This is a genomic window from Caulobacter sp. FW305-C-30-S16, from assembly GCF_058783025.1.
Map to the genome: position 1 here is coordinate 950,429 of NZ_JBYSYH010000002.1, position 22,323 is coordinate 972,751.

Below are 22,323 nucleotides of genomic sequence, written 5' to 3' on the forward strand. Positions count from 1 at the left end.
CCGGGCATGGTTCCTGCTGTGCAACCCCCGGATCGTTTCGTTCGGGGACACGGCGTTGAAAACACTCGCCATCATCGCCCGCAAAGGCGGGACCGGGAAAACCACCCTGGCCGTGCATCTGGCCGCGGCGGCCCATGCGGCCGGCCACGTCACACTGCTGGCCGACACCGACCGTCAGCACTCGGCCGTCGAATGGCGGCGTATGCGCGCCGAAGCCCAGCCTGTCGTCGAGGCGGTCAAACCCGGCGCTCTGTTCGCGCGCCAGCAGGACGCCGCCCGCGCCGGCGTCGGCCTGATGATCGTCGACACCGGCCCGTCGATCGAGGAGGAGGTCGAACAGGCCGTGCGTTGCGCCGACCTGTGTCTGGTCGTGGCGCGTCCCAACTTCTTCGACATTCGCGCCGTGGCCGACTCCGCCGCGCTGGCGGCGCGCTTTCACCGGCCGGTGGTGTTCGTGCTCAACCAGGCGCCCCATCGCCAGCAGTCGATCGAGGCCCCGGTGCTGATGGAGGCGGTCGCCGCCCTGCGCGGGCTCGGCTTCCCGGTCGCGCCGATCGGCCTTCGCACGCGTGTCGCCTATCAGCGCAGCGTCGCCGGCGGCTCGACCGCCCAGGACATGGAGCCGTCCAGCTCCGCCGCCAGCGAGATCACCGCCCTGTGGGACTGGGTCGATGCGCGGCTCCACGCGGAGCGGCCGGCCGTGCGCATGCCGACCTTCATCGCGGCGACGGAAACCCCGGCGTCCCTGACGTTCTAGCGCGTCGTCGGCGAGAGGGCCTGGGCGATCACGTTACGCTGGGTCTCGCTCGATCCCGAATAGATGCTCGCCGCCCGGGTGGCGAAGTGCTTGGCCGTCGCCCGCGCGCCGTCCGCCAGCGGGCCGTCCTCATCGCGGAAGGGCTCGAGCGCCAGGTTCCGCGCGGTTCCCGCGATCTCCATGGCCAGCTCGGCGACCCGCTGGTGCAGTTCGCTGCCAATGAGCTTCAGGACGGAGGGACTGGTCGCATCGCCATCCCTCAGCCGCCCGCCCGGCAGCAGGTTCAGCTCGGTCTGCTCGAAGGCCGTCAGCTCGATCTCGGCAGTGATCAGCCGGGTCATCAGGCCAGGTTCAAGGTCCTCGCTGGCGAGCGCCGCGTTGCGCGCCCGCTGGTAGACGCGGCGCACCAGCGCGGCCGGCGTGTTGTTCGAACGCGCCAGCTGCATCAGCCGCTTGGCGACCGCCCAGCCCTGGCCTTCCTCGCCGATGCGATTGGCGATCGGCACGCTGACCTGGTCGAAGAACACCTGGTTGAGCTCGTGCTCGCCGTCGATGGTGATGATCGGCGAGACCGTCAGGCCGGGCGAGGCCATGTCGAGCAGCAGGAAGGTCAGGCCCTGCTGCGGCCGCTCGCCTGTCTGGGTCCTGACCAGGGCGAACATCCGGTTGGAGAGGTGCGCGCCGGTCGTCCAGATTTTCGAGCCGTCGACGATGTAGTGCTCGCCGACCCGCTCCGCCCGGGTGGCGACCCGCGCCAGGTCCGAGCCGGCGCCGGGTTCCGAAAAACCCTGGGCCCAGAGGTCGTCGCCCGACAGGATCGCCGGCAGATAGCGGGCGCGCTGTAGCGGCGTGCCCATCTCGATGATGAGGGGGCCGAGGCTGCGGATGCCGCCGGCGAACAGCACCGGGGCGTCGTTCAGCGCGCACTCGCGGTCGAACAGGAAACGCTGTCGCGGGGTCCAGCCGGCCCCGCCGTGGGCCGTCGGCCAGCCGGGCGCGATCCAGCCGCGGCGGTGCAGGCGCTGGTGCCAGAGTTTGCAGGCGGCGATGTCGGAATGGACGCCCAGTGTGCGGCGACCGGCCTCGCGCAGGTCCGGCGTCAGGGCCTCCGCGAGAAACGCGCGAACCTCGGCGAGGAAGGCCGTGTCAGGATCAGCGTCCGGAGTGGCGAGGCAGGCAACCGACATGGTCTCACGAAGCCGCGAACCGCCCGTTCCGTCCGTGATTCAGATCAATAGGATGAAGGGGGATTGTCGCTTCCGGGCGACCGACCGGCGCGCGGCGCTTGGTCGAACGCTGATTTGCCGTTTAACACTCCGCGGACAAGCCGCTGTCCCGCGCCGCAAGGCGGATCGGGCTGACGCACAAAGGGGGGAGCGAAATGAGCCGATTGTTTGCTGCGCTTGGCGCGGCGTTCTATTTCGCCTGGGGCGCTCTTCACTTGCTTGCGGCCGCCGGCTCATTCCGGTTCGCTGCCGGCCTGGACGCCGGGCTCATCCAGGGGCGGCTCTTCCAGGGCGCGTTCTACGTCGCGATTTTCGCCGTCGTCGCGGTCGTGGTCGCCTTGGGCTTCAACTGGCGGAACAGCCGCGCCGGGTACTGGATCAACCTGCTGGCAGTCTCGGCGGCCGACATTCCCTTTGTGCTCTTCATCGTTCTGCCCGGGCACATGTCAGGCCCCGAAGCCTTGCTTGGCCCGGCCCTTTGGCTCGCCGGGGCGGCGACGTCGACGCTTGCCCTGGCGATGGCCAGGCGGACCTGACGGCGACGCCCGGCAGCGGCCCTCCGAACGCGTTCGTCAGGCGCGCTTGTTCAGTGTGATCGCCCGGGAGTCGCCGACCTGGCTGACGGCGTCGGGGCCGTAGCCGGCGCCTGTGGTGCGCTGCGAGGCGACTTCGTCGGCGATGGCGCGGACCAGGCCCTCGGTGACGGTGCGGGCGGCTTCCAGCGCGCGGCCCTGACGGGCCAGCACGGCGTCGAACGCCTCGGTCGACTGCATCAGCTTCATCCGCTGTTCCAGCGGCGCGGATTCGATCAGGGCCGGCGTCTGACGCACCCGCGTCGACTCGTGGCGATAGATATTGGCCAGCTTCGACAGCTCTTCCATCTGGACGGCCGCGTCCTGTGGGCGGCGCTGTTCGAAGGCCTGGCACTGCTGGGCCATCAGCGCTGTCAGGCGGTCGGTCAGGGAGATCAGCTGGTCGACACGATCGGTCGCGTCGCGGGCGTCGAGGGCCATGGAATGCGTCTTTCTAACTGAGACCTTGGAGTTTGAGCATTTCGCGCTGGATGCTGTCGGCGATGCCCAGCCCGCCGCGCTTGGCCGTCTGTTTGGCGATTGCGTCGGTCAGGAAGGAGCGGAACATCGACTCGCCCTGGCCGCCGCCGAACGGCGCCTCGGTCGAGATGCCCTCGAACATCGGCTGCATCATCGTCGACAGGAACGAAGCCTCGAAGGCCTTGGCCGTTTCCTCCGCCTTGCGCTTGCGGGCGAGGTCGGCGGTCGAGGCGGTCGGCGTCCCGGCCTGACCCATCAGCACGTCGGTGGCGACAGAGAGGGGAGCGGTCATCACATCACCTCGATGTCGGCCTGAAGGGCGCCGGCGGCCTTGATCGCCTGCAGGATGGAGATCATGTCGCGCGGCGTGACGCCCAGGGCGTTAAGGCCGGCGACAAGGCTGGAGAGGGACGCGCCGCTCTTCAGCGTGATCAACTGGCGGCCGCGCTCTTCCTCGACATTCACCGCCGACTGGCTGGTGACCACCGTCTCGCCGGCGCGGCTGAAGGGCGCCGGCTGGCTAACCTGCGGGGTTTCCTGGACCGAGATGGTCAGGTTGCCCTGGGCGATGGCGACGGTGGAAATCCGGACCTGGTCGCCCATGACGATGACGCCGCTGACCTCGTCGACGATCACCTTGGCCGGCGAGTCGGGCTCGATCTCGAGCGTTTCGACGGCGGTCAGGAACCCGACCATGCTCTGGCCGGCGGGCGGGCGGATGGTGACGATGGTCGGGTTCTCGGCGATCGCCGTCCCGGGGAAGCGGGTGTTGACCGCCGTGGCGATGCGCTGGGCGGTGGTGAAGTCCGGATTGCGCAGGGTCATACGCAGCTGGCCCATCTGGGCCATCTGGAAGCCGGTCTCGCGTTCGATGGTCGCGCCCGCGGCGATCCGGCCCGAGGTCGGAACGCCCTTGCTGACCGAGCTGCCCGAGGCGCCGGAGGCCGAAACCGAGCCGGTCTGAACCGTGCCCTGGGCCACCGCATAGACCTGGCCGTCCGCGCCCATCAGGGCCGTGACCAGCAGGGTGCCGCCCAGCAGGCTCTTGGCGTCGCCGGCCGCCGAAACGGTCACGTCGATGGCCGAGCCGGCGGCCGCGAATGGCGGCAGCTTGGCGGTGACCATCACCACGGCGACGTTCTTGGTGTTGAGATTGGTGTCGCGCACGTTGACGCCGAGCCGCTCGAACATCGCCTCGAGGCTCTGGCGGGTCATCGGCGCGTTGCGAAGATTGTCGCCCGTCCCGTTCAGGCCGACGACCAGGCCGTAGCCCGTCAGCTGGTTTTCGCGCACGCCCTCGAACGCGACGACGTCCTTGATCCGCGACTTGCCGTAGCTCGGACCCGCAAGCGCGAGGGTCAGGGCCAGGATCAGACTTCCTACGAGAGTTGGACGCATTTCGCTCCGCCGGGACGCTGGGCACTCACCCGCGCACCCCTGCGAGAACCGCGCCAGAAAAAAAGATAGTAAAAGCAATGCGCTAAGCCGCATCGGCGCGCCCACCCTCCGGCGGACGGCAGAAATTGCCCGGCATTAACCATGCCGCAAGCCTCAGGCCCGACATTCGCTGCAGAACAAGGGTTCGGAGCGGCGTATCGCCTCCATGAAAGTCACGGGTACCAGCAGTGCAGGTTCGCTTGGCGGCGCCAGAAGCGCGGCGCGTCCGGCGGGCGGGCAGGGGAGTTTCGCCCTGCCGACGACCACCGGCGCCGGCGCGGCCGCCGATGTCGCGCGCAGCATGGGCGTGGCCGGGGTCAGCTCGGTTGATGCGCTGATCGCCCTGCAGGACGTCGGCGGGCCACTGGAGCGTCGTCGACGCGCCATGGGGCGGGCCGGCCGCATTCTGGATGTGCTGGACGAGGTCAAGCTGGCGCTGATCGACGGCGAGGTCTCGCACCGCGACCTGGACCGGCTGATGCGCGCGGTTCGCGAGGAGCGGATGGCCACGGACGACAGCGCGCTCGAAGGCGTGCTGAACGAGATTGAAACCCGCGCCGCGGTCGAGCTGGCAAAGCTCGAACAGGCTAGGGTCGCGGCATGAACGCCCGCTGAGCGCGAGCTTCATTGAACGTTGCAGAGCTTTTGCTATAAGGCCTCGCTCTTGTGAGCATGGCGTAAATGGGGGCGTGAGGCGTCAATGACGACGGCTACGGTTCTTGCTGAACAGAGCGGTTATCGTCCTTCGGACGATGAGCCGTTCATGAATGAGCGACAGCTCGAGTACTTCAAGAAGAAGTTGCTTGGCTGGAAGGATGAGATCCTTCGCGAATCTCGCGAGACGGTCACCCACCTCCAGAAAGAGACCGAGAACCATCCTGACCTGGCCGATCGCGCCACGTCGGAGACTGATCGAGCTCTTGAGTTGCGCACGCGCGACCGGCAACGGAAGCTCATCTCCAAGATCGATGAGGCTCTGCGCCGAATCGAGGACGGCTCCTACGGCTACTGCGAGGAGACGGGGGAACCCATCGGCCTGGCCCGGCTGGAGGCCCGCCCGGTGGCGACGATGAGCGTCGAGGCCCAGGAACGGCACGAGCGCCGCGAACGGGTCCATCGCGACGACTGATCTTATGGGGACATGTACCGAAGGTACGCGTCCCCCAATCGAGCGGGCATGACCGGCGAGGTAATTGACCGCCGGTGTGCCTGGCGGTCAGGCTTCGCGCCTCAGCAGGAGGCGGAGCGCATCATGACCAGCACCCCTGAAACGGCCCGCGCGGCCAACCTCGCCCCGGCGCAGCGCTACGCCGACGCCTGGCTTGCCGGCGACTTTCCGGCGATGCTGGCGACCTACAGCGACGACTTTGTCGTGCACTGGTCCGGGAACAACCCGATGGCCGGTACGAAGCGCGGCAAGGCGGCGGCGATCGAGGCGCTGATGGAATTCACCCGCCGCACCAACCGCCGCCTGATCGCCGTCGACGACGTCATGGCCGGCGCGACCCGCGCCGTGATCCTTGCCCGGGAGTCGATCACCGCCGGCGACGAGACCCGCGAGGTCGAACGCGTGCTGGTCTATCGGGTGGAGGGGGACCTGCTGGCGGAATGCTGGGTGCACGACGCGGACCCGGCGTTCATCGACCGGGCGCTTTCCGTCTGACCGCTCGCGGGTGGGAGAGGAAGGCCATGACCTTGACTTCTGGCCTCCCAAAGCCGACCTAGCCCGGCTCTGAGAAGGACGTTTTCCCATGACCGTCAGGGTCCGTTTCGCGCCGTCGCCCACCGGGCGACTGCATGTCGGCAATATTCGCACCGGCCTGATCAACTGGCTGTTCGCCCGCGCGCAGGGCGGCCAGTTCGTGCTGCGTATCGACGACACCGATCTGGAGCGGTCGACCAAGGAATACGAACAGGGGATCGAGACCGATCTGACCTGGCTGGGAATGGTCTGGGACGAGAAGTACAGCCAGTCGGCGCGCTTCCCGCTCTATCGCGAGGCCATGGAGCGGCTGAAGGCCGCCGGACGGCTCTATCCCTGCTACGAGACCGGCGAGGAGCTCGACCGCCGCCGCAAGGTGCAGCTCTCCCGGGGCCAGCCGCCGGTCTATGACCGCGCGGCCCTGAAGCTGACCGAAGCAGAACGCGCGACGCTCGAGGCCGAGGGCCGCCGGCCGCACTGGCGGTTCCGCCTCGAGGGCAAGCGGGTGAAGTGGGAGGACCTGGCGCGCGGCGCCTGCGAGGTGGACACCGCCTCGATGTCCGACCCCGTGCTGATCCGCGAGGACGGCGCGTTCCTCTACACCCTGCCGTCGGTGGTCGATGACATCGACATGGCCATCACCCACGTGATCCGGGGCGAGGACCACGTCACCAACACCGGCGCCCAGATCGAGATCTTCGAGGCGCTCGGCGCGAAGTCGCCGCAGTTTGCCCACACCACCCTGCTGGTCGGGGCCGACGGGGAGGGGCTGTCCAAGCGGCTGGGCTCGCTGTCGATCATGGAACTGCGCGAGCAGGGCTATGAGCCGCTGGCGATCGTCTCGCACCTGGCCCGGATCGGCACCTCCGACCCGCTGGAGCCGGGCGAAAGCATCGCCGCGCTCGCCGCAGCCTTCACGTTCGGCAAGATGGCCCGTCATCCCGGCCGCTACGACCAGGCCGACCTGGCCCGTCTGAACGCCGCGGTCCTGCACGCCATGGACTACAGCGAGGCCCAGCCGCGGCTGGCCGACCTCGGCGCCGATCTGGGCGAGCCCTTCTGGCTGGCGATCCGCGCCAACCTGGGCCTGTTCTCCGGCGCATCGAACTGGGCGCGGGTCGTCGGCGGGACCGTCGAACCGCTGATCGCCGAGGAGGATCGCCCGGTCATCGCGGCTGCGCACGCGCTTCTCCCGGCCATGCTCGACGGCGACAGCTGGAGCGCCCTGACCAATGCGGTGAAGGAAAAGACCGGCGCCAAGGGCAAGGGCCTGTTCATGCCGCTTCGCCGCGCCCTGACCGGCATGGACCACGGTCCGGAAATGGCGCCGCTGCTGCCCCTGATCGGGCGGGAGAAGGCGGCCCGCCGGCTGGCCGGCGAGACCGCCTGACGGCTTGCCGCCTAGGTCAGGTCCGCGACGTCGGGATTGGTGCGGGCGCCGGCCAGATCGGCGCCCATCGCCAGAACCGCCGGGATCAGCGCCTCGACGGTATCCACCGACCGCCAGGAGTTGGCGAATTCCGGCGGCGACAGATTCTCGCGGATCGTGTGGTGGAGCAGCTCGAACAGCGGGTCCCAGAAGCCGCGCGGGTTGTAGAACACGACCGGGCAGGCGTGCAGGCCCAGCCGTTGCCACGAGAGCAGCTCGACGACCTCTTCCAGCGTGCCGATGCCGCCGGGCAGTACGACGAAGGCGTCGGACCGATCGAACATCATCATCTTTCGCTCGTGCATCGAGGTCACGACGATGGTCTCGACGTCATCGAACGGCTGCTCGCGGCCCTGGAGGAAGTCGGGAATGATGCCCAGGACCCGGCCGCCGGCATCGTGGGCGCCGCGCGCGCTGGCGCCCATAAGACCGACCCCGCCGCCGCCATAGACGAACGTCAGGCCCGCTTTGGCGATTTCCGCGCCGATGGCGTAGGCCGAGGACAGGAACGCAGGGTCCGCATCATTCGATGAACCGCAGTAGACGCAGACGGATTCCACGCGATCGGACGGGCTGGGCATCTCCTGAGGGCTCCGGGGATGAAAAAGGCGCGCTCGCCGGCGCGCCGTGGGACTATGCTCTGCATGATCGGGTTTTGGGGACAGGGTTGCAAGAGTCGTGTCTGTTCGGTTGAGCGTATTGGCGGCTCTGCTCCCGCTCCTGACCCTCGCCGCCTGTGACGAAGGCGGGCGGCCGGCCTGGAAGACCGAGGCGGCGAAGGCCGAGGCCGTCGCCGGCTATGTGAAGCCGCCCAGCGTTCTGGCGGCGCGGGCCGGGCGCGGCGGCACGGCCCTGGCCGGTGTGGCGGCGCCGGGCGCGCGCGTGCTGCTGGTGGCTCCCGATGGGGGCCAGAAAGAGGCTCGCGCCGACGACAAGGGCGCCTGGATGATCGTGGCGCCGCCGGCGACGACCCTGCGGCTGTATGGCCTGGCGATGATGGTCGGCGAGCGGTCCGTACAGGCCGAAGGGTTCCTGGCCCTGACGCCGGACGGACGCCTGGCCCAGCTGCGGCCCGGGGCGGGCGCGCTGGTGCTGTCAGCGCCTTCGCGACGGCCCCGCATTCTGGCCCTGGATTTCGACCGCGACGGCGCGGCGATGGTGTCGGGCGTCGGCACCATCAATGCGGAGGTCGGGCTGCGACTCGACCGTGCGGCGGCCGGCGGTTCGATGATCGACCGGCAGGGCCGCTTCAGTTTCGCGCTCAGCCGACCGGTGAGCGAGGCCGGCCATGACCTGGAAATCTCCGGTGAGGGGGGCGAGGACACGATCTCTGTGACCACGTCGCGTCCAGCCGATCTGGGCGGTCTTTATCGCGCCTCGCGGCTCACCGGCGCCTGGCGGATCGACTGGCGCACGCCCGGCGGCGGCGTGCAGTCGACGCTGCTGTTCGATCCTGCGACGGGGAGCCGCTGATGCGCGCTCAGGCCGCCCGCGCCCGCCGCGGTGAACCCTCCGGCGTTCCGTCTGAACCGCCCGAGCGGCCCCGCGCCCGGCCGCTGACGGCGCTGAAGGATCTCGCCGGCCTTGTGCTGCGGTCAAAGGCGCCGGGCCTGGCCTGGCGGCTGACCACGGCGCTGATTCTGACCCTGGCCGGCAAGGTGCTGGGCGTGACCGCGCCGCTGCTGCTGGGCGCGGCGGTCAACCGACTGGCGGCCGGCCAGAGCGCGGGCGTGCAGGTCGGGGCTGCCTTCGCCGGCATGGCGCTGGGTTGGGCCCTGATCCGCTTCCTGTCCGCCGCCGCGCCCCAGGCCCGGGACGCCATCGTCACCCCTGTCGCCCAGGCCGCCCAGGCCAAGGCGGCCTCGGAGACCTTCGCGCACGCCCTGTCGCTGTCGATGGACTTCCATCAGAGCAAGCGCACCGGGTCGCTGTCGCGGGTTATCGATCGCGGCGCGCGGTCGATGGACTTCCTGCTGCGGGCGCTGGTGTTCAACCTCGGTCCGACGGTCATCGAGCTGTTCATCGCCGCCGGCGTGCTGGCCGTGACCTACGACTGGCGCTTCGCGGCCGTCGCAGTGGCGACCGTCGCGGTCTATGTCGTGCTGACCTTTTCCTTCTCCGACTGGCGGATCGCCCATCGTCGCGCGCTCAACGAGGCCGACCAGGAGGCGGCCGGCCGCGCCGTCGACGCGCTGATGAACTACGAGACGGTCAAGACCTTCGGCGCCGAGGGCCGCGCCGTGGCGACCTACGAGGTCGCCCTGCGGCAGTACAGCGCCGCCCAGATCCTGGCGACCAACTCCCTGACCCTGATGAACACCGCCCAGACCGGGATCATGAGCCTCGGCCTCGGCCTGATGGCGGTGATGGCCGGCTACGAGGCGTCCGCGGGCCGGATGGGGCCGGGCGACGTCACCGCCGCGGTCCTGATCATGATCAACCTCTATGGGCCGCTGAACATCCTCGGCTTCGCCTATCGCGAAATCCGCCAGTCGTTCATCGACATGGAAGCGATGCTCGACCTGCGCCGCCAGGCCCCGGATGTGGCCGAGGCCCCGGACGCCCGCGATCTGCCGCCGGCCCCGGCGGGGCAGGGCGGGGAGGTGGTGTTCGAGGCCGTCTCCTTCCGCCACGGCGCGCGGTCCGAGGGGATCACCGACGTCGGCTTCCGCGCAGCGCCGGGAACCACCGTGGCGCTGGTCGGTCCCTCCGGGGCGGGCAAGACCACGCTGGTGCGGCTGGCCCTGCGCCTGATCGACCCCCAGTCGGGGCGGATCCTGATCGACGGCGTCGACCTGCGCGAACTGCGGATGGCCGGGCTGCGTCGGGCGGTCGCGCTGGTGCCCCAGGATGTGGCGCTGTTCAACGATACCCTGGAGGTCAACATCGCCTTCGGGCGGCCCGATGCCTCACTGCAGGAGGTGGCCGCGGCGGCCGAGGCGGCGGAACTGTCGTCCTTCATCGAGGGCCTGCCCGAGGGCATGGCGACCCGCGTGGGCGAGCGGGGGCTGAAGCTGTCCGGCGGCGAGCGCCAGCGGGTCGGCCTGGCCCGCGCCCTGCTGGCGGATCCCCGCGTGCTGATCCTCGACGAGGCGACCAGCGCGCTGGACTCGCGCACCGAGGCGGCGATCCAGGAGACCCTGCGCAAGGCGCGCAAGGGCCGCACGACGCTGGTCGTGGCTCACCGCCTGTCGACGATCGCCGACGCCGACGAGATCCTGGTCCTCAAGCGGGGCCGGATCGTCGAGCGCGGGGCGCATGACGCGTTGCTGGCAGCGGGTGGCGAGTACGCCACCCTGTGGAAGCGCCAGACGCGCGGGAAGTAGCCCCGAACGCCTAGGCCTTGGGCGGCGAGGTCCGGACCGCGTCGCCATGGCGGCGGCGATCGCTCCAGCGCTCACGGTGGCGCACCAGCCGGTAGATGTTGCCGAAGCGGCGGGCCAGCGTGCCCGGCGCGGCCAGCGCGGCCGGCGTCAGGAACAGCGTCAGCAGGGTCGAGAAGCTGAGACCCCAGACCACGGCGCCCGACAGCTGGACCCACCACTCCGAACCCGGCGCCTTGTACTCCATATGCGCCCCTCGGAAGTTCGGGTGCAGCTGGAACATCAGAGGCAGCAGGCCGATGACGGTCACAACGGTGGTCAGCATGACCGGCCGGAAGCGCTGGACGGCGGCGCGCATGGCCGCTTCGTCCGCCGCATAGCCCTGACGCCGGAGCTGGTAGAAGGTGTCCACCAGCACGATGTTGTGGCCGACGATGACCCCGGCCAGGGCGACGATCCCGGTCCCCAGCATCAGCACCGAGATGTATTCGAACGTCCCGAAAAGGTTGACCACCACGCCGAGCAGCACGCCCATCGTCGACAGGACCACCGCCGACAGGGTGACGAAAATCCCGTAGAAGCTGTTGAACTGCCACAGCAGGATGATGCCCATCATGAACAGGGCGGCGGCCATGGCGGTGGCGAAGAACACCGCCGCTTCGGCGCCCTCCTCGTCGGCGCCGGTGAACTTCCAGCGGACCGAAGGATCGAGCGGGGCCTTTTCGAGCCACTCGCGCATTTCGGTGATCTTGAGGTTGGCCGCGACGCCGGGCGCAGCGTTGGCCTGGATGATCACCAGACGCTGGCCGTCGCGACGCTGGATCGAGGTTACCTGCTGGCCGGGTGTCTGCCTGATCAGATAGCTGGCCGGCACGGCGCCCATCGGCGTGCTGATTTTCAGGTTCTGGAAGGCCGCCAGGTTGCGGCTCTCCGGCGTGAAACGGACCCGGATGTCGAGCTCGTCCTCGGCGTCGTCAGGCCGGAAGCGGCCGACCAGCACGCCGTCGGTGACGAACTGGATCGCCTGGCCGACGCTGAGCACGTCGACGCCGTAGCGGCCGGCGGCCTCGCGATCGACGCTCACGTTCCATTCGATGCCAGGCGAGGCGCGGTTGTCGTCCAGCTCGATCAGCTGGCGGTCGCTGATCATGCGCGTCTTGACCATGTCGGCGGCCTTGTTCAGCGCGTCGGGGTTGGGGCCGCGCAGTTCGACCTGCACGTCCTTGCCCTGGGGCGGACCGTTCTGCGGCGGCCGGATCTCGACCAGCACGCCGGGCACATCGGCGATCCGCTTGCGGATTTCCGCCTCGATGTCGGCCCCGCGCAGGCCCAGCTCCTTGCGACCCTCGAAATCGAGGAAGTCGACGGAGATGCGGCCGATGGCGTCGTTGGGCGGCGCGCCGAAGCCGCCGCCGCCGCTGAAGCGGCCAGAGCTGACGTAGACGCTGTCGATGCCCTTGACGCCTTCGAGCCGCTGCTCGACGCGGCGGACCAGCTGGTCGGCGGCCGGCGCGGCGAGGTTGCCGCGCGCCTTGACCCAGATGCTGACGTACTCGGGATCCTCGTCGAGGAAGAACTCGGTCCGGTGCTCCTTGGCGCCGAACGCGAACATGATGCCGAAGACGATCGCGAGCGCCGCGACCGTGACCCGGATGGGGTGGTGGCCGGCGGCCCAGAGGGTGCGCGCGTACCAGCCCATGAAGCCGTTCATCTCGCGCGGATCACCCCGCTCCGACTTCTCGATCTCGGCCAGATGCTCCTCGTCGACGCCGGCCTTGCGACCGAAGATCGACCCCAGCGCCGGCGTGAAGATCAGCGCCACGAAGATCGAGGCGCTGAGCACCATCATCAGGGTGATCGGCAGGAAGCTCATGAACTTGCCCGGGATCGAGTTCCAGAACAGGAACGGGATGAAGGCGCAGAGCGTCGTGAGGGTGCCGTTGACCACCGGCCAGAACATCCGCTTGCCGGCGGCGGCGAAGGCCTTCTCCCGGTCCATGCCCTCGGCCATCTTCCGGTCGGCGTACTCGACGACTACGATGCCGCCGTCGACGAGAATGCCGACGGCCAGCACCAGGCCGAACATCACCATCTGGTTCAGCGTCAGGCCGAACGCCTTGAGCAGCAGGAAGCCGATCATGAAGCAGATGGGGATCGACATGCCGACCATCAGGCCCTGGCGAACGCCGAGGCTGGCGACGATGATGATCATCACCAGGATGGTCGCGATGATCAGGCCGCTTTCCAGGATGGTCAGACTGCGCTCGATGAACTCGCTTTCGTCGAAGGTGTAGTCGACCTCAATCGTGTTCATCCCGGCGGCCTTCCAGCGCGCCTGCTCCTCGGCGGTGATCCGGCGCACGTCCTTGACCGAGTCGAGGATGTTGGCGCCCGAGCGCTTGACCACGTCGATCGAGAAGGCAGGCTGGCCGTTGAACCGCGAGATCCGGCTCGGCTCCTTGAAGGTGCGGCGCACCTCGCCGATGTCGCCGATGGTGATCAGGCGGTCGCCGTTGCGCTTGATCGGCAGCGCGAGGATGTCGGCGGGGTTTTCGACCACGCCGGGGACCTTGACGGCGAACTTGCCCTGGTCGGTCTGCAGATAGCCTGCCGGAACCAGCTGGTTGTTGCGCGCGATGACCTGCGCCAGCTCGGGGGCGGTCACGTTGGCCGCCTCCATCCGCGCCGGATCGATGGTCACTTCCATGAACTCTTCGCGACCGCCGCTCAGCTCGGTGCGCAGCACGCCGGGCAGCGCCTCGTAGCGGTCCTGCAGCTCGCGGGCGGTCTGATAGAGGGTCCGCTCAGGAGCCGGGCCAAACAGCATGATCCCGATGAAGGGATCGTCGCTGACGTTGGCCTCCTGGATGAACGGCTCCTCGGCGTCCGGCGGGAAGCGGCCGCGGGCCATGTCCACCTTGGCCCGGACGTCCTGCAAGACCTTGTCTTTGTTGAAGCTTACCTCGAACTCGAGGTAGATCATCGCCGCGTTCTGCATCGCGACGCCGTTCATCTCCTTCAGCCCCTCAAGAGACTGAAGCTCGCGCTCCAGCGGGCGCACGAGCAGGCGTTCGGAGTCCTCGGGCGACACGCCGGGGTAGGGCACCTGGATCATCACGAACGGCACGGTGATGTCCGGCTCGGACTCCCGCGGCAGGTTCAGATAGGTGATCAGGCCGAAGACGGTCGCGATGGCGGCGATGCCGAGCACGACCTTGCGGCGCAGAATCGCGCCGTCGATCAGGCCGTCCATCAGTCCGCGCTTGGGGGTCGGACCATCGTGCTGGGCGTCGCTCATCTGTTCGCTTCCCCTGGATACGCTCCGGCTACCTGGCCGGGACGCGAACCTTCTGGCCTTCGGACACGTAGGACTGGCCGGCGGTGATCACCCGCGCGTCGCCGCGCAGGCCGGTGACCCAGACGCCTTCGGGGGTCTCTTCGAGCACCGTCACCGCGACGAAGGCGACGCGGTCGCCCTCGACGAGGTAGCGAATGCCCTGCCGGCCGGCGGAGTCGAGCACCAGGGCGGTCGTCGGAACCAGATGGGCGGGCCCTGCGCCGGTGGTGATCTGAACCTGGGCGGACAGGCCGGAGCGCGACCGGCCGCCAGGGTTGGGCGCCTCGATCTCGATCCGATAGGTGCGGGTGGCCGGATCGGCGTCCCGCGCGACCAGACGCACCCGGCCGGACAGGACCTCGCCGGACACCAGGGTGGCGGTGGCGACCGCGCCGACGCGAATGCCGCTGACGTCACGCTCGGCGACGTCGGTGACGATCACCAGCGGATCCAGCTGGATCATGGTGCCGCAGGCGCCGCCCGGCGCGAGATAGGCGCCGACCTCGGCTTCGCGGCGGTCGAACACGCCGCTGAACGGCGCGCGGATGTTGACCTGGTCGAGCAGGACCTGCGCCTGGCGCACCTGGGCGGTCGCGCCGTCGAGGTTGGCCTGCGCCTGCAGCACCTGGGTCTGCGAGCGATAGCCCTGGGCGGCCAGCCGGTCGGACGCTTCCTTTTCCAGCTGGCGCGTGCGCAGCAGGGCGCGGGCCTGGTCGAGGCTGGCCTGACGGGCGTCCGTGGAAATACGGCACAGCACCGTGCCGCGAGTGACGAACGAGCCTTCGCGCGCCGGCGTGGCGGCGACCGGGCCCGCCGTTTCGGCGCGGACGATCACCGTCTTGTTGGCTTCGGTACGGCCGCGGACACTGACGATGTAGGGGCGCAGGGCCTCCGGGATCGTCGCCACCTGTACGAGCGGCGCGGCGGGACCCTTCGGCGCGGCGGCGTCGGCCGCGGCCTTCTTGTCGTCCTTGCCGAACATCCCGACGATGCCGCCGATGATGAAGAACAGGGCGACGGCCGCCGCGATTCCGCCGGCGACCAGGTAGGATTGTTTGATCTTCATCTACGACCCCGGAGCGCAACCCGTGGTCGGGCGCGCCCAGGCGCGTCCGTAAACCCATCCCCGGGAGCCTATCTGAACACTGTCCATATGCTGACTCTGCGAGTGGCCCGCAAATGAAATTCCGGAAATGTTCCGTTTTTGTGGGCTGGTTTCGCTGCCTGCTGCGCCCGATAAGGCAGAGATGACCGCCGGCCAGGACCCACTGCTGCTCGACGCCCAGGATCCGCTGGCGCCCTTCCGCGATGCGTTCCTGCGGCAGGATGGGCTGACCTACCTGTGTGGCAACTCGCTGGGGCCGCTGCCGCTGTCGACGCGTGACCGCATGTCCCGGGTCGTCGCGCAGGAATGGGGCGAGAGCCTGGTGCGCGGCTGGAACAGCCACGACTGGTTCGGCGCCGCCCGGCGGGTCGGCGACCAACTGGCGGCCCTCGTCGGCGCGACCCCCGGCGAGGTCATCGTCGCCGACTCCACCTCGGCCAACCTCTACAAGCTGGCGGTGGCGGCGATGCAGGCCAGGCCCGGCCGGTCCGTCATTCTCAGCGAGCCTGGCGACTTCCCGACGGACCTCTACATGCTCGAAGGCGCGATCAGGACGCTCGGCGGCGAGCGGCGTCTGGAGTTGCGCGAGGCCGGCGACATCGAGGCCGCGCTGAGCCAGGACGTCGGCGTGCTGGTCCTCTGCCACGTGCACTACAAGACCGCCGCGGTCCGCGACATGGCCCGGCTGACCCGTGCCGCCCACGCCGTCGGCGCCCTGGTGATCTGGGATCTCAGCCACAGCGCCGGCATCATCGATGTCGACCTCAACGGCTGCGGCGCGGACCTGGCGGTCGGCTGCGGCTACAAATACCTGAACGGCGGGCCGGGCGCGCCGGCGTTCCTGTTCGTCGCCGCGCGACATCAGGCCGCGCTGGTCTCGCCCCTCTCCGGCTGGATGGGCCATGCCGCGCCGTTCGCCTTCGTCGACGACTACCAGCCGGCGCCCGGCATCGAGCGCTTCGCCTGTGGCACGCCGCCGATCCTCAGCCTCGCCGCGCTCGAGGGCGGCGTCGCCCTGTCGGTCCAGGCCGGCGCGGCGGCCATCGCGGCCAAGACGCGCGCGCTGGGTGACCTGTTCATCGCCCGGACGGGGGGCGCCCTGGAGCTGATCAGCCCGGCAGACGGCGCGGCGCGCGGCGGCCACGTGGCCTTCCGCCATCCGGAGGCCTACGCTATCGTTCAGGCCCTGATCTCGCGGGGCGTCGTCGGGGATTTCCGCGCGCCGGACGTCATGCGCTTCGGCCTCTCGCCACTGCCCCTGTCGTTCGCCGAGGTCGCCCGCGCGGCCGATCTGCTGGTGGAAGTCATCGCGTCGCGCGCCTACGACGATCCGGCGTTCAAGGTCCGCGCAAAAGTCACCTGAGGAGTCCGCTCATGCACTACCTGCACACCATGGTCCGGGTGAAGGACCTCGACGCCTCGCTGGACTTCTATGTGAACAAGCTGGGCCTCGCCCAGGTGTCGCGCGTCGACGTCGAGGCCGGCCGGTTCTCCCTGGTGTTCCTGGCCGCGCCGGATGACGTTGAGGCCGCCCGCGAGAAGCGCGCGCCGACGATCGAGCTGACCTACAACTGGGACACCGAGGACTATCAGGGCGGCCGCAATTTCGGCCATCTGGCCTACGCGGTCGACGACATCTACGCGACCTGCCAGCGCCTGCTGGACGGCGGGGTGACGATCAACCGGCCGCCGCGCGACGGCCACATGGCTTTCATCCGCTCGCCGGACAACATCTCCATCGAACTGCTGCAGAAGGGCCCGAACCTGCCGCCGGCCGAGCCCTGGGCCTCGATGCCGAACACGGGCGTCTGGTGATGAAGCTCGTCGGCCGCAGGGCGCTGGTCACCGGCGCCGCCCAGGGCATCGGCCTGGCCTGCGCGCAGGAGTTTGCGCGCGAGGGCGCCGACGTGGCGCTGCTCGACCGCGACGAAGCCGGCGTCCTGGCCGCCGCGCAGGCCATCGCCGCCGAGACCGGCCGCAAGACGATCGGCATCGCCTGCGACGTCGCCGACGCGGAGGCCGCCCGGGCGGCGGTCGCGAAGGCCGGCGAGGCGCTGGGGCTCATCGACGTGCTGGTGAACAACGCCGGCATCCTGCGGCCCGGCGATATCCTGACCACCAGGCTTGAGGACTTCGACGCGGTGATGGCGGTCAACGTCCGCGCCGTGTTCGTCATCGGCCAGGCTGTGGCCCAGGCGCTGGTAGCGGCCGGGCAGCCGGGCGTGATCATCAACATGAGCTCGGTCAACGCCGTGCTCGCGATCCCGGGACAGGTCCCGTACGTGACGTCCAAGGGCGCGATCAACCAGCTGACCAAGACCATGGCCCTGGGCCTCGCCGAACACGGCATCCGCGTGAACGCCATCGGCCCGGGCACCATCGCCACGGAGATCCTCAAGGGCGTGTTCAAGGACGAGGCGGCCAAACGCGGCGTTCTGGCGCGGACCCCCCTCAAACGTATCGGCGAGCCGCGCGAGATCGGCCGGGTCGCGGTGTTCCTCGCCAGCGACGACGCCAGCTACATGACCGGCCAGACGATCTATCCCGACGGCGGCCGCCTCGCTCTGAATTACACGGTGGCGGTGGATTAGGTCCGCAGGGGACGCGTACCGAAGGTACATGTCCCCTATGCGGGCTTCACCGCGAGCGGCAGGTCGCCGAACAGCGTCGGCGTCTCGCCGACCGTCGCGCCCTCGATCTGCAACATCTTCAGCTTTGTCTCGACCCCGCCAGGCGCCGAGAATCCGCCCGGCTTGCCGTTGGCCGCCAGCACCCGGTGGCAGGGCATGATGATCGGGAAGGGGTTGCGCCCCATCGCCTCGCCGACGGCGCGGGCGGCCTCCCGCGGCGCACCGAGCCGCTGTGCGACGTCGCCGTAGGTCAGGGTCTCGCCGGGCGGAATGGCGCGGACGAGGTCATAGACCCGCTGGTGAAACGGCGGCGTGGCGGCCATGTCGAGCTTCACGTCCCGCAGGTCGCGCTTCTCGCCGGCAAGAAGCGCAACGACCCCGTCGCGGGCGGCGATGATCGCGGCCGGGGCAGGGGTCTCGACGGCGTCCGGGAAGCGCCGGGCGATCCTGGCGCGCAGGGCCGCCGCGTTCCGTTCCGGCAGGAACGCCCCGACCACGCCGTCCGGTCCCCAGACCAGCGCACAGGCGCCGATGGCGGTGTCGAACAGGATGAAGGCGCGCGCAGTCATGGCCGGGCGAGGGTGGCGCCCTCCGCGTCGAACGCCAAGCGGCGACAACCGTGTTTTGGGTTTGTCGCCGGAACCTGCCATGACAGGACTCGCCCGTCGTCCTGGGCCTGAAGCGCCGCCGGGGGCCGCGATGAAACCGCCGATCAAGAGATTCTCCGACCTCAAGGCCCCGCCGCCGCCGCCCGGCACCTTCGCCCCACCGACGCCCAAGGTCTCGCGCCGCAAGCCCGGCAAGGTGCTGACTCCCGCCGAGAAGGCCGCCTTCCTGGCCTCCCGGCCGGATCTCAAGCCCAAGGACTGAGGGGCGCGCGTCGATTGACGCCGTCCGGCCCCGGCCTAACTCGCGCGTGACAACCGCAGCGAGGCTCCATGAGCGTTCCCAAAGCCTGGTCAGATGCCACCCGAACGACCGCCCTGGCCCTGATCGGTCAGTACGGCGAAGACGCGGAGGTCATGGCGATCATGCGCGCCGCCGAACTGGCCGCGCTGGGCGACGTTGCGGGCCTGGCCCAATGGGACGACATCATCGCCTGCATCCTCGCCATCGAGGCCGGCGATGCGGCGGCGCGGCCGCTGCAGTAGGGGAGTGGGGGAAGGGCCCCTGGAAGATGGCTCCGCGGGTAGGATTCGAACCTACGACCAGCCGATTAACAGTCGGCTGCTCTACCACTGAGCTACCGCGGATCACGCATCTCAGGAAGAGCGGGGGCTATAGCTTTGGCCGGCAGGGCGCGCAAGCGCCTTGCATCCGCAACGGGCACGAAAAAGAGCCCGGCGGGTGAGGCCGGGCTGTTCAAAGTCGGTGATGGTGGGGTGCCTTCATGGAAGACAGCCTGAGGGTGCGCCCGCATGGTGAATCGAAGGTTAAGGATCGCCCGTCCCGGATTTGACGCGGATCAAGGCGCGTGGTCGGGGCGCGGAAGAAACTGCAACCCGTGCAGGACTCCGCCATGACCCACCGCAGATTCGCTTCCAGAGGCCTGTTGTGCGCCATCGCCCTGGCGACGCTCATCGGCCAGACGTCGGCGCCGCTGGCGCAGGTCGCGGCGCCGCGGAGCGTGCCGCCTGTCGAACGGGGCCGCGGGATCGCCGAGGCGGAATGCTCGTCCTGCCACGCTATCGGCCCGACCGGCGAAAGCCCGTTCGAAGGGGCGCCGCGCTGGCGCGACCTGCATCGCCGATTCGACGTCGCCGATCTGGCCGAAGCGCTCGCCGAGGGAATCATGGTCGGCCACGAGGCGATGCCGTCGCGCGCCTTCGCGCCCGACGAGGTCGAGGGGCTGATCGCCTACCTGAAGTCGCTGGAGACCACGCCGCCGCGGTGAAGGTCACGGCGGTCGGCGCGATTCATTACAAAAAGTTCAGTCAAAGACGCGTGTTTTCCGCGACTTAGCCGTCGATTGTGTCCAGCGAACGCCACAATTCGACATCCAGATCGTCACCGGGATGGGATGGCGGACGCCTTGGCGTCCGCGGAGCCGGGGCGGGACAGATGACACGACACGGGATGATGTTCGCGGCGGCGAGCGCCGCCTTGATGATCTGCACAGGAGCGACCGCCGCGTCGGCGGCGGCGCAGCCGGAGCTCGCACGCCGGGCGGCGCTGGGCGTCGCGGTGGAGACGGGCGGCGGCGGCGCGCGCGTCCTGTCGGTCGCGCCGGGGTCGACGGCGGCCAGGGCCGGGCTGCAGTCGGGCGATGTCGTGACCGGCCTCAACGGTGCAACGGTCGGCGACAACCAGGCGCTTGTCGCCCAGGCCGGCAAGCTCCGCGCCGGGCAGCCCGTGGACATCACCTGGCTGAGGGCCGGCGCCGCGGCGCGCGGCAGCGCGGCGGCGGTGGCGCGCCCCCAGGAGACCTACCAGGGCGCGACGGCCCGATATGGCGCGGTTCCGTTCAGGGGCGGGCTGCTGCGGGACATCCTCGTCACCCCGGCGGCGGCGAAGGGGGATGGCCCGGTGGTGTTCCTGATCCAGGGCTACTATTGCGCCACGATGGAGGGCTCGACGCCCGACCATCCCTACCGCGCCTTGATCCAGGGCCTGGCGGATCGCGGGATCGCCACCTATCGGGTCGAAAAGCCCGGCATGGGTGACAGTCAGGGCGGTCCGGCCTGCCTCCAGAGCGACTTCGCCACCGAACTGGACGCGTTCCGCGCCGGCCTTGCGACCCTGACCCGCGACTACGGCGTCGACCCCGGGCGGGTCGTCCTGCTGGGCCATTCGATGGGCGGGCTCGAGGCTCCGCTGCTGGCCGCGGAGGGCGATCCTGTCCGGGGCGTGGCGGTCTACGGCACGGTGCTGCGCAACTGGCGCGACTACATGCAGGACATCTTCCGGGTGCAGGGCTTCTACAGCTCCGGGGCCGATCCGGTCGAACTGGCGACCCTGGGCGAGGCCATGCGCCCGCTGCTGGACCGGATCTTCAACGAGAACGTCTCGCTGCGCCAGATCGCCGCGGACAGTCCGCAACAGGCCCAGCTCCTGCGCGAGGCGCTGGAGTGGGACGGTGACGACCAGATCCTCGGACGCTCGGCGGCCTACTGGCGTCAGATCGCGGCGCAGCCGCTGACGGCGGCCTGGCGCGATTCGCGCGCGCCGGTGCTGGCGGTCTACGGCGAGGCGGACTTTGCGGCCATCGACGACCGCGACCACCGCCTGATCGCCGACGTGGTCAATCACTACCGCCCCGGGGCCGGCCGCTTCGTCATGTTGGCCGGCACCGGCCACGGCTTTGGCCTCGACGGCACGCGCGAGGGCGCCCGTGAGTCCACGCGAGCCGCTGGAGGGGCGTTGCCGCCGCAGCCGTACAATCCGGAGCTGACACGCGTCCTGGCGGACTGGATCGACGGTCTGAGCGCGCCGACAGAGGGGTAGGGGTGTCTCGTCAAAGCCCAAGGGGCGAAGACGGATGGAGGCCCGGCCCGGAATCGAACCGGGGTGCAAGGATTTGCAGTCCTCTGCGTAACCACTCCGCCACCGGGCCTTGTCTTCATCATCACCGGCGCGGGCGGCGCGCCGGGAAGGGGCGTCTCGCTACCAGAGGCGGCGGACGCTTTCAATGGCTTGCCACGCTCGCATTGCGTTCCCGTTACCGGCGGACCTATAAGCCGCGCCTGTAGAGTCATCATTCACGCCGCCAGAGAACCCGCATGAGCGCCGACTTCGCCGCCGCCCGGCTGAACATGGTCGAGAGCCAGGTCCGTCCTTCGGACGTCACCGATCTCGGAATCCAGGACGCCATCCGGGTGGTGGCGCGTGAAACCCTGCTGCCGGCGACCAAGGCCTTCGCCGCCTACGCCGACGCCGAGGTCGAATACGCACCCGGCCGCTGGCTGATGCGGCCGCGCGACACCGCCAAGCTGCTGCAGGCGCTTCAGCCCCGGGCCGGCGATACGGCGCTGGCGATTGCAGCGCCCTACGCCGCCGCGATTCTCGAGACGATGGGCGTCAAGGTGTCGCGGCTCGACGAGGGCGATCTGGCGACACTTCCGGCCGGCGCCTGGGATCTGATCATCAGCGAAGGCTCGGTCGCCCGTGCGCCTGACAGCTGGAAGGCCGCCCTGAAGAGCGGCGGCCGGCTGGGCGTGGTCGAGCGCAATGGCCCGATGGGCAAGGCGTTTGTCTATCTGCGAGCCGATGACGGCGTCGGCGGCCGGGCTTCCTTCGACGCGGCGCCGCCCTACCTCTCGGGTTTCGAGCCCGTTCACGGTTTCGCCTTCTAATCGGCACAGAGTGAAATAAGCCCGCAAAGGGCA

At 69.5% G+C, this 22,323-nt stretch carries 24 protein-coding genes and 2 tRNA genes; 16 read left to right on the forward strand and 10 right to left on the reverse strand.

Annotated features, from left to right (window positions below):
* The first annotated feature begins 55 nt into the window (after positions 1-55).
* Positions 56-757, forward strand: coding sequence for a nucleotide-binding protein (locus AC3WJT_RS11630; protein ID WP_492343278.1), 702 nt, complete (start codon positions 56-58; stop codon positions 755-757).
* Here AC3WJT_RS11630 and AC3WJT_RS11635 read toward each other — a convergent pair.
* On the reverse strand, positions 754-1,944 hold the full coding sequence (locus AC3WJT_RS11635; protein WP_492343279.1) for an acyl-CoA dehydrogenase family protein: 1,191 nt from the start codon (positions 1,942-1,944) through the stop codon (positions 754-756). The genes AC3WJT_RS11630 and AC3WJT_RS11635 overlap by 4 nt on opposite strands.
* Before the next feature lie 194 nt (positions 1,945-2,138).
* On the opposite strand from AC3WJT_RS11635, the gene AC3WJT_RS11640 reads away from it, so the two are divergent.
* A complete protein-coding gene (locus AC3WJT_RS11640; RefSeq protein ID WP_492343280.1) occupies positions 2,139-2,519 on the forward strand; it encodes a hypothetical protein in 381 nt (126 codons plus the stop codon).
* 36 nt (positions 2,520-2,555) lie between these two features.
* Here AC3WJT_RS11640 and AC3WJT_RS11645 read toward each other — a convergent pair whose 3' ends face one another.
* Genes AC3WJT_RS11645 through AC3WJT_RS11655 form a run of 3 tightly spaced genes read right to left on the reverse strand, consistent with a single transcriptional unit; the run spans position 2,556 to position 4,433 of the window.
* Entirely contained in the window at positions 2,556-2,996 is a 441-nt protein-coding gene (locus tag AC3WJT_RS11645) for a flagellar basal body protein (RefSeq protein WP_492343281.1), read from the reverse strand.
* 13 nt (positions 2,997-3,009) lie between these two features.
* Positions 3,010-3,327, reverse strand: coding sequence for a rod-binding protein (locus tag AC3WJT_RS11650; RefSeq protein WP_492343282.1), 318 nt, complete (start codon positions 3,325-3,327; stop codon positions 3,010-3,012).
* Complete coding sequence (locus AC3WJT_RS11655; RefSeq protein WP_492343283.1) at positions 3,327-4,433, reverse strand: flagellar basal body P-ring protein FlgI; 1,107 nt, start codon at positions 4,431-4,433, stop codon at positions 3,327-3,329. The genes AC3WJT_RS11650 and AC3WJT_RS11655 overlap by 1 nt, the downstream gene beginning before the upstream one ends.
* Positions 4,434-4,638: 205 nt before the next feature.
* Here AC3WJT_RS11655 and fliX point away from each other — a divergent pair, with 205 nt between their 5' ends.
* The 4 genes from fliX (at position 4,639) to gltX (ending at position 7,564) form a co-directional block, all read left to right on the forward strand.
* Complete coding sequence (fliX, locus tag AC3WJT_RS11660) at positions 4,639-5,076, forward strand: flagellar assembly regulator FliX (RefSeq protein WP_492343284.1); 438 nt, start codon at positions 4,639-4,641, stop codon at positions 5,074-5,076.
* A gap of 96 nt (positions 5,077-5,172) precedes the next feature.
* A complete protein-coding gene (gene dksA / locus AC3WJT_RS11665) occupies positions 5,173-5,601 on the forward strand; it encodes an RNA polymerase-binding protein DksA (RefSeq protein WP_492343285.1) in 429 nt (142 codons plus the stop codon).
* Between the two features lie 123 nt (positions 5,602-5,724).
* Positions 5,725-6,135 carry a nuclear transport factor 2 family protein gene (locus tag AC3WJT_RS11670; protein WP_492343286.1) on the forward strand — a complete coding sequence of 137 codons (411 nt, stop codon included), beginning with the start codon at positions 5,725-5,727 and terminating at the stop codon, positions 6,133-6,135.
* Between the two features lie 88 nt (positions 6,136-6,223).
* Positions 6,224-7,564 (forward strand): glutamate--tRNA ligase, encoded by a 1,341-nt coding sequence (gene gltX, locus AC3WJT_RS11675; protein WP_492343287.1) that lies wholly within the window; start codon positions 6,224-6,226, stop codon positions 7,562-7,564.
* An 11-nt stretch (positions 7,565-7,575) separates the two neighbouring features.
* Here gltX and AC3WJT_RS11680 read toward each other — a convergent pair whose 3' ends face one another.
* Positions 7,576-8,184: an LOG family protein gene (locus tag AC3WJT_RS11680; protein WP_492343288.1), complete on the reverse strand. Its 609-nt coding sequence runs from the start codon at positions 8,182-8,184 to the stop codon at positions 7,576-7,578.
* A gap of 118 nt (positions 8,185-8,302) precedes the next feature.
* On the opposite strand from AC3WJT_RS11680, the gene AC3WJT_RS11685 reads away from it, so the two are divergent.
* Positions 8,303-9,076 (forward strand): hypothetical protein, encoded by a 774-nt coding sequence (locus AC3WJT_RS11685; RefSeq protein ID WP_492343289.1) that lies wholly within the window; start codon positions 8,303-8,305, stop codon positions 9,074-9,076.
* Entirely contained in the window at positions 9,076-10,929 is a 1,854-nt protein-coding gene (locus AC3WJT_RS11690) for an ABCB family ABC transporter ATP-binding protein/permease (protein WP_492343290.1), read from the forward strand. Before AC3WJT_RS11685 ends, AC3WJT_RS11690 begins: the two co-directional genes overlap by 1 nt.
* Before the next feature lie 10 nt (positions 10,930-10,939).
* Here AC3WJT_RS11690 and AC3WJT_RS11695 read toward each other — a convergent pair whose 3' ends face one another.
* Positions 10,940-14,224: an efflux RND transporter permease subunit gene (locus AC3WJT_RS11695; RefSeq protein ID WP_492343291.1), complete on the reverse strand. Its 3,285-nt coding sequence runs from the start codon at positions 14,222-14,224 to the stop codon at positions 10,940-10,942.
* A 28-nt stretch (positions 14,225-14,252) separates the two neighbouring features.
* On the reverse strand, positions 14,253-15,329 hold the full coding sequence (locus AC3WJT_RS11700; RefSeq protein WP_492343292.1) for an efflux RND transporter periplasmic adaptor subunit: 1,077 nt from the start codon (positions 15,327-15,329) through the stop codon (positions 14,253-14,255).
* Between the two features lie 181 nt (positions 15,330-15,510).
* Between AC3WJT_RS11700 and kynU the strand changes: the two genes are divergently transcribed.
* Genes kynU through AC3WJT_RS11715 form a run of 3 tightly spaced genes read left to right on the forward strand, consistent with a single transcriptional unit; the run spans position 15,511 to position 17,959 of the window.
* Positions 15,511-16,731 carry a kynureninase gene (gene kynU / locus AC3WJT_RS11705; RefSeq protein WP_492343293.1) on the forward strand — a complete coding sequence of 407 codons (1,221 nt, stop codon included), beginning with the start codon at positions 15,511-15,513 and terminating at the stop codon, positions 16,729-16,731.
* An 11-nt stretch (positions 16,732-16,742) separates the two neighbouring features.
* Entirely contained in the window at positions 16,743-17,183 is a 441-nt protein-coding gene (gloA, locus tag AC3WJT_RS11710; RefSeq protein WP_492343294.1) for a lactoylglutathione lyase, read from the forward strand.
* Complete coding sequence (locus tag AC3WJT_RS11715) at positions 17,183-17,959, forward strand: SDR family NAD(P)-dependent oxidoreductase (protein WP_492343295.1); 777 nt, start codon at positions 17,183-17,185, stop codon at positions 17,957-17,959. Before gloA ends, AC3WJT_RS11715 begins: the two co-directional genes overlap by 1 nt.
* Before the next feature lie 35 nt (positions 17,960-17,994).
* Here AC3WJT_RS11715 and AC3WJT_RS11720 read toward each other — a convergent pair whose 3' ends face one another.
* Entirely contained in the window at positions 17,995-18,567 is a 573-nt protein-coding gene (locus AC3WJT_RS11720) for a methylated-DNA--[protein]-cysteine S-methyltransferase (RefSeq protein ID WP_492343296.1), read from the reverse strand.
* Positions 18,568-18,697: 130 nt separating this feature from the next.
* Between AC3WJT_RS11720 and AC3WJT_RS11725 the strand changes: the two genes are divergently transcribed.
* Entirely contained in the window at positions 18,698-18,868 is a 171-nt protein-coding gene (locus AC3WJT_RS11725) for a hypothetical protein (protein ID WP_492343297.1), read from the forward strand.
* Positions 18,869-18,936: 68 nt separating this feature from the next.
* The gene (locus AC3WJT_RS11730) at positions 18,937-19,149 is read left to right on the forward strand and encodes a hypothetical protein (RefSeq protein ID WP_492343298.1); all 213 of its coding nucleotides are present in this window, start codon (positions 18,937-18,939) and stop codon (positions 19,147-19,149) included.
* A gap of 27 nt (positions 19,150-19,176) precedes the next feature.
* Here AC3WJT_RS11730 and AC3WJT_RS11735 read toward each other — a convergent pair.
* Positions 19,177-19,251, reverse strand: a tRNA-Asn gene (locus tag AC3WJT_RS11735).
* A 266-nt stretch (positions 19,252-19,517) separates the two neighbouring features.
* Here AC3WJT_RS11735 and AC3WJT_RS11740 point away from each other — a divergent pair.
* The gene (locus AC3WJT_RS11740; protein WP_492343299.1) at positions 19,518-19,892 is read left to right on the forward strand and encodes a c-type cytochrome; all 375 of its coding nucleotides are present in this window, start codon (positions 19,518-19,520) and stop codon (positions 19,890-19,892) included.
* Positions 19,893-20,059: 167 nt separating this feature from the next.
* A complete protein-coding gene (locus tag AC3WJT_RS11745; RefSeq protein ID WP_492343300.1) occupies positions 20,060-21,442 on the forward strand; it encodes an alpha/beta hydrolase family protein in 1,383 nt (460 codons plus the stop codon).
* A gap of 35 nt (positions 21,443-21,477) precedes the next feature.
* Here the strand turns inward: AC3WJT_RS11745 and AC3WJT_RS11750 are convergent.
* Positions 21,478-21,551, reverse strand: a tRNA-Cys gene (locus AC3WJT_RS11750).
* Between the two features lie 166 nt (positions 21,552-21,717).
* Between AC3WJT_RS11750 and AC3WJT_RS11755 the strand changes: the two genes are divergently transcribed.
* Complete coding sequence (locus AC3WJT_RS11755; RefSeq protein WP_492343301.1) at positions 21,718-22,290, forward strand: protein-L-isoaspartate O-methyltransferase family protein; 573 nt, start codon at positions 21,718-21,720, stop codon at positions 22,288-22,290.
* Positions 22,291-22,323: the final 33 nt, after the last annotated feature.

Coding starts and splice junctions, on each gene's coding strand:
- AC3WJT_RS11635 (WP_492343279.1), bottom strand. CDS start 1,944: ATGTCGGTTGCCTGCCTCGCCACTCCGGACGCTGATCCTGACACGGCC.
- AC3WJT_RS11640 (WP_492343280.1), top strand. CDS start 2,139: ATGAGCCGATTGTTTGCTGCGCTTGGCGCGGCGTTCTATTTCGCCTGG.
- AC3WJT_RS11645 (WP_492343281.1), bottom strand. CDS start 2,996: ATGGCCCTCGACGCCCGCGACGCGACCGATCGTGTCGACCAGCTGATC.
- AC3WJT_RS11650 (WP_492343282.1), bottom strand. CDS start 3,327: ATGACCGCTCCCCTCTCTGTCGCCACCGACGTGCTGATGGGTCAGGCC.
- AC3WJT_RS11655 (WP_492343283.1), bottom strand. CDS start 4,433: ATGCGTCCAACTCTCGTAGGAAGTCTGATCCTGGCCCTGACCCTCGCG.
- fliX (WP_492343284.1), top strand. CDS start 4,639: ATGAAAGTCACGGGTACCAGCAGTGCAGGTTCGCTTGGCGGCGCCAGA.
- dksA (WP_492343285.1), top strand. CDS start 5,173: ATGACGACGGCTACGGTTCTTGCTGAACAGAGCGGTTATCGTCCTTCG.
- AC3WJT_RS11670 (WP_492343286.1), top strand. CDS start 5,725: ATGACCAGCACCCCTGAAACGGCCCGCGCGGCCAACCTCGCCCCGGCG.
- gltX (WP_492343287.1), top strand. CDS start 6,224: ATGACCGTCAGGGTCCGTTTCGCGCCGTCGCCCACCGGGCGACTGCAT.
- AC3WJT_RS11680 (WP_492343288.1), bottom strand. CDS start 8,184: ATGCCCAGCCCGTCCGATCGCGTGGAATCCGTCTGCGTCTACTGCGGT.
- AC3WJT_RS11690 (WP_492343290.1), top strand. CDS start 9,076: ATGCGCGCTCAGGCCGCCCGCGCCCGCCGCGGTGAACCCTCCGGCGTT.
- AC3WJT_RS11695 (WP_492343291.1), bottom strand. CDS start 14,224: ATGAGCGACGCCCAGCACGATGGTCCGACCCCCAAGCGCGGACTGATG.
- AC3WJT_RS11700 (WP_492343292.1), bottom strand. CDS start 15,329: ATGAAGATCAAACAATCCTACCTGGTCGCCGGCGGAATCGCGGCGGCC.
- kynU (WP_492343293.1), top strand. CDS start 15,511: ATGACCGCCGGCCAGGACCCACTGCTGCTCGACGCCCAGGATCCGCTG.
- gloA (WP_492343294.1), top strand. CDS start 16,743: ATGCACTACCTGCACACCATGGTCCGGGTGAAGGACCTCGACGCCTCG.
- AC3WJT_RS11715 (WP_492343295.1), top strand. CDS start 17,183: ATGAAGCTCGTCGGCCGCAGGGCGCTGGTCACCGGCGCCGCCCAGGGC.
- AC3WJT_RS11720 (WP_492343296.1), bottom strand. CDS start 18,567: ATGACTGCGCGCGCCTTCATCCTGTTCGACACCGCCATCGGCGCCTGT.
- AC3WJT_RS11725 (WP_492343297.1), top strand. CDS start 18,698: ATGAAACCGCCGATCAAGAGATTCTCCGACCTCAAGGCCCCGCCGCCG.
- AC3WJT_RS11730 (WP_492343298.1), top strand. CDS start 18,937: ATGAGCGTTCCCAAAGCCTGGTCAGATGCCACCCGAACGACCGCCCTG.
- AC3WJT_RS11740 (WP_492343299.1), top strand. CDS start 19,518: ATGACCCACCGCAGATTCGCTTCCAGAGGCCTGTTGTGCGCCATCGCC.
- AC3WJT_RS11745 (WP_492343300.1), top strand. CDS start 20,060: ATGACACGACACGGGATGATGTTCGCGGCGGCGAGCGCCGCCTTGATG.
- AC3WJT_RS11755 (WP_492343301.1), top strand. CDS start 21,718: ATGAGCGCCGACTTCGCCGCCGCCCGGCTGAACATGGTCGAGAGCCAG.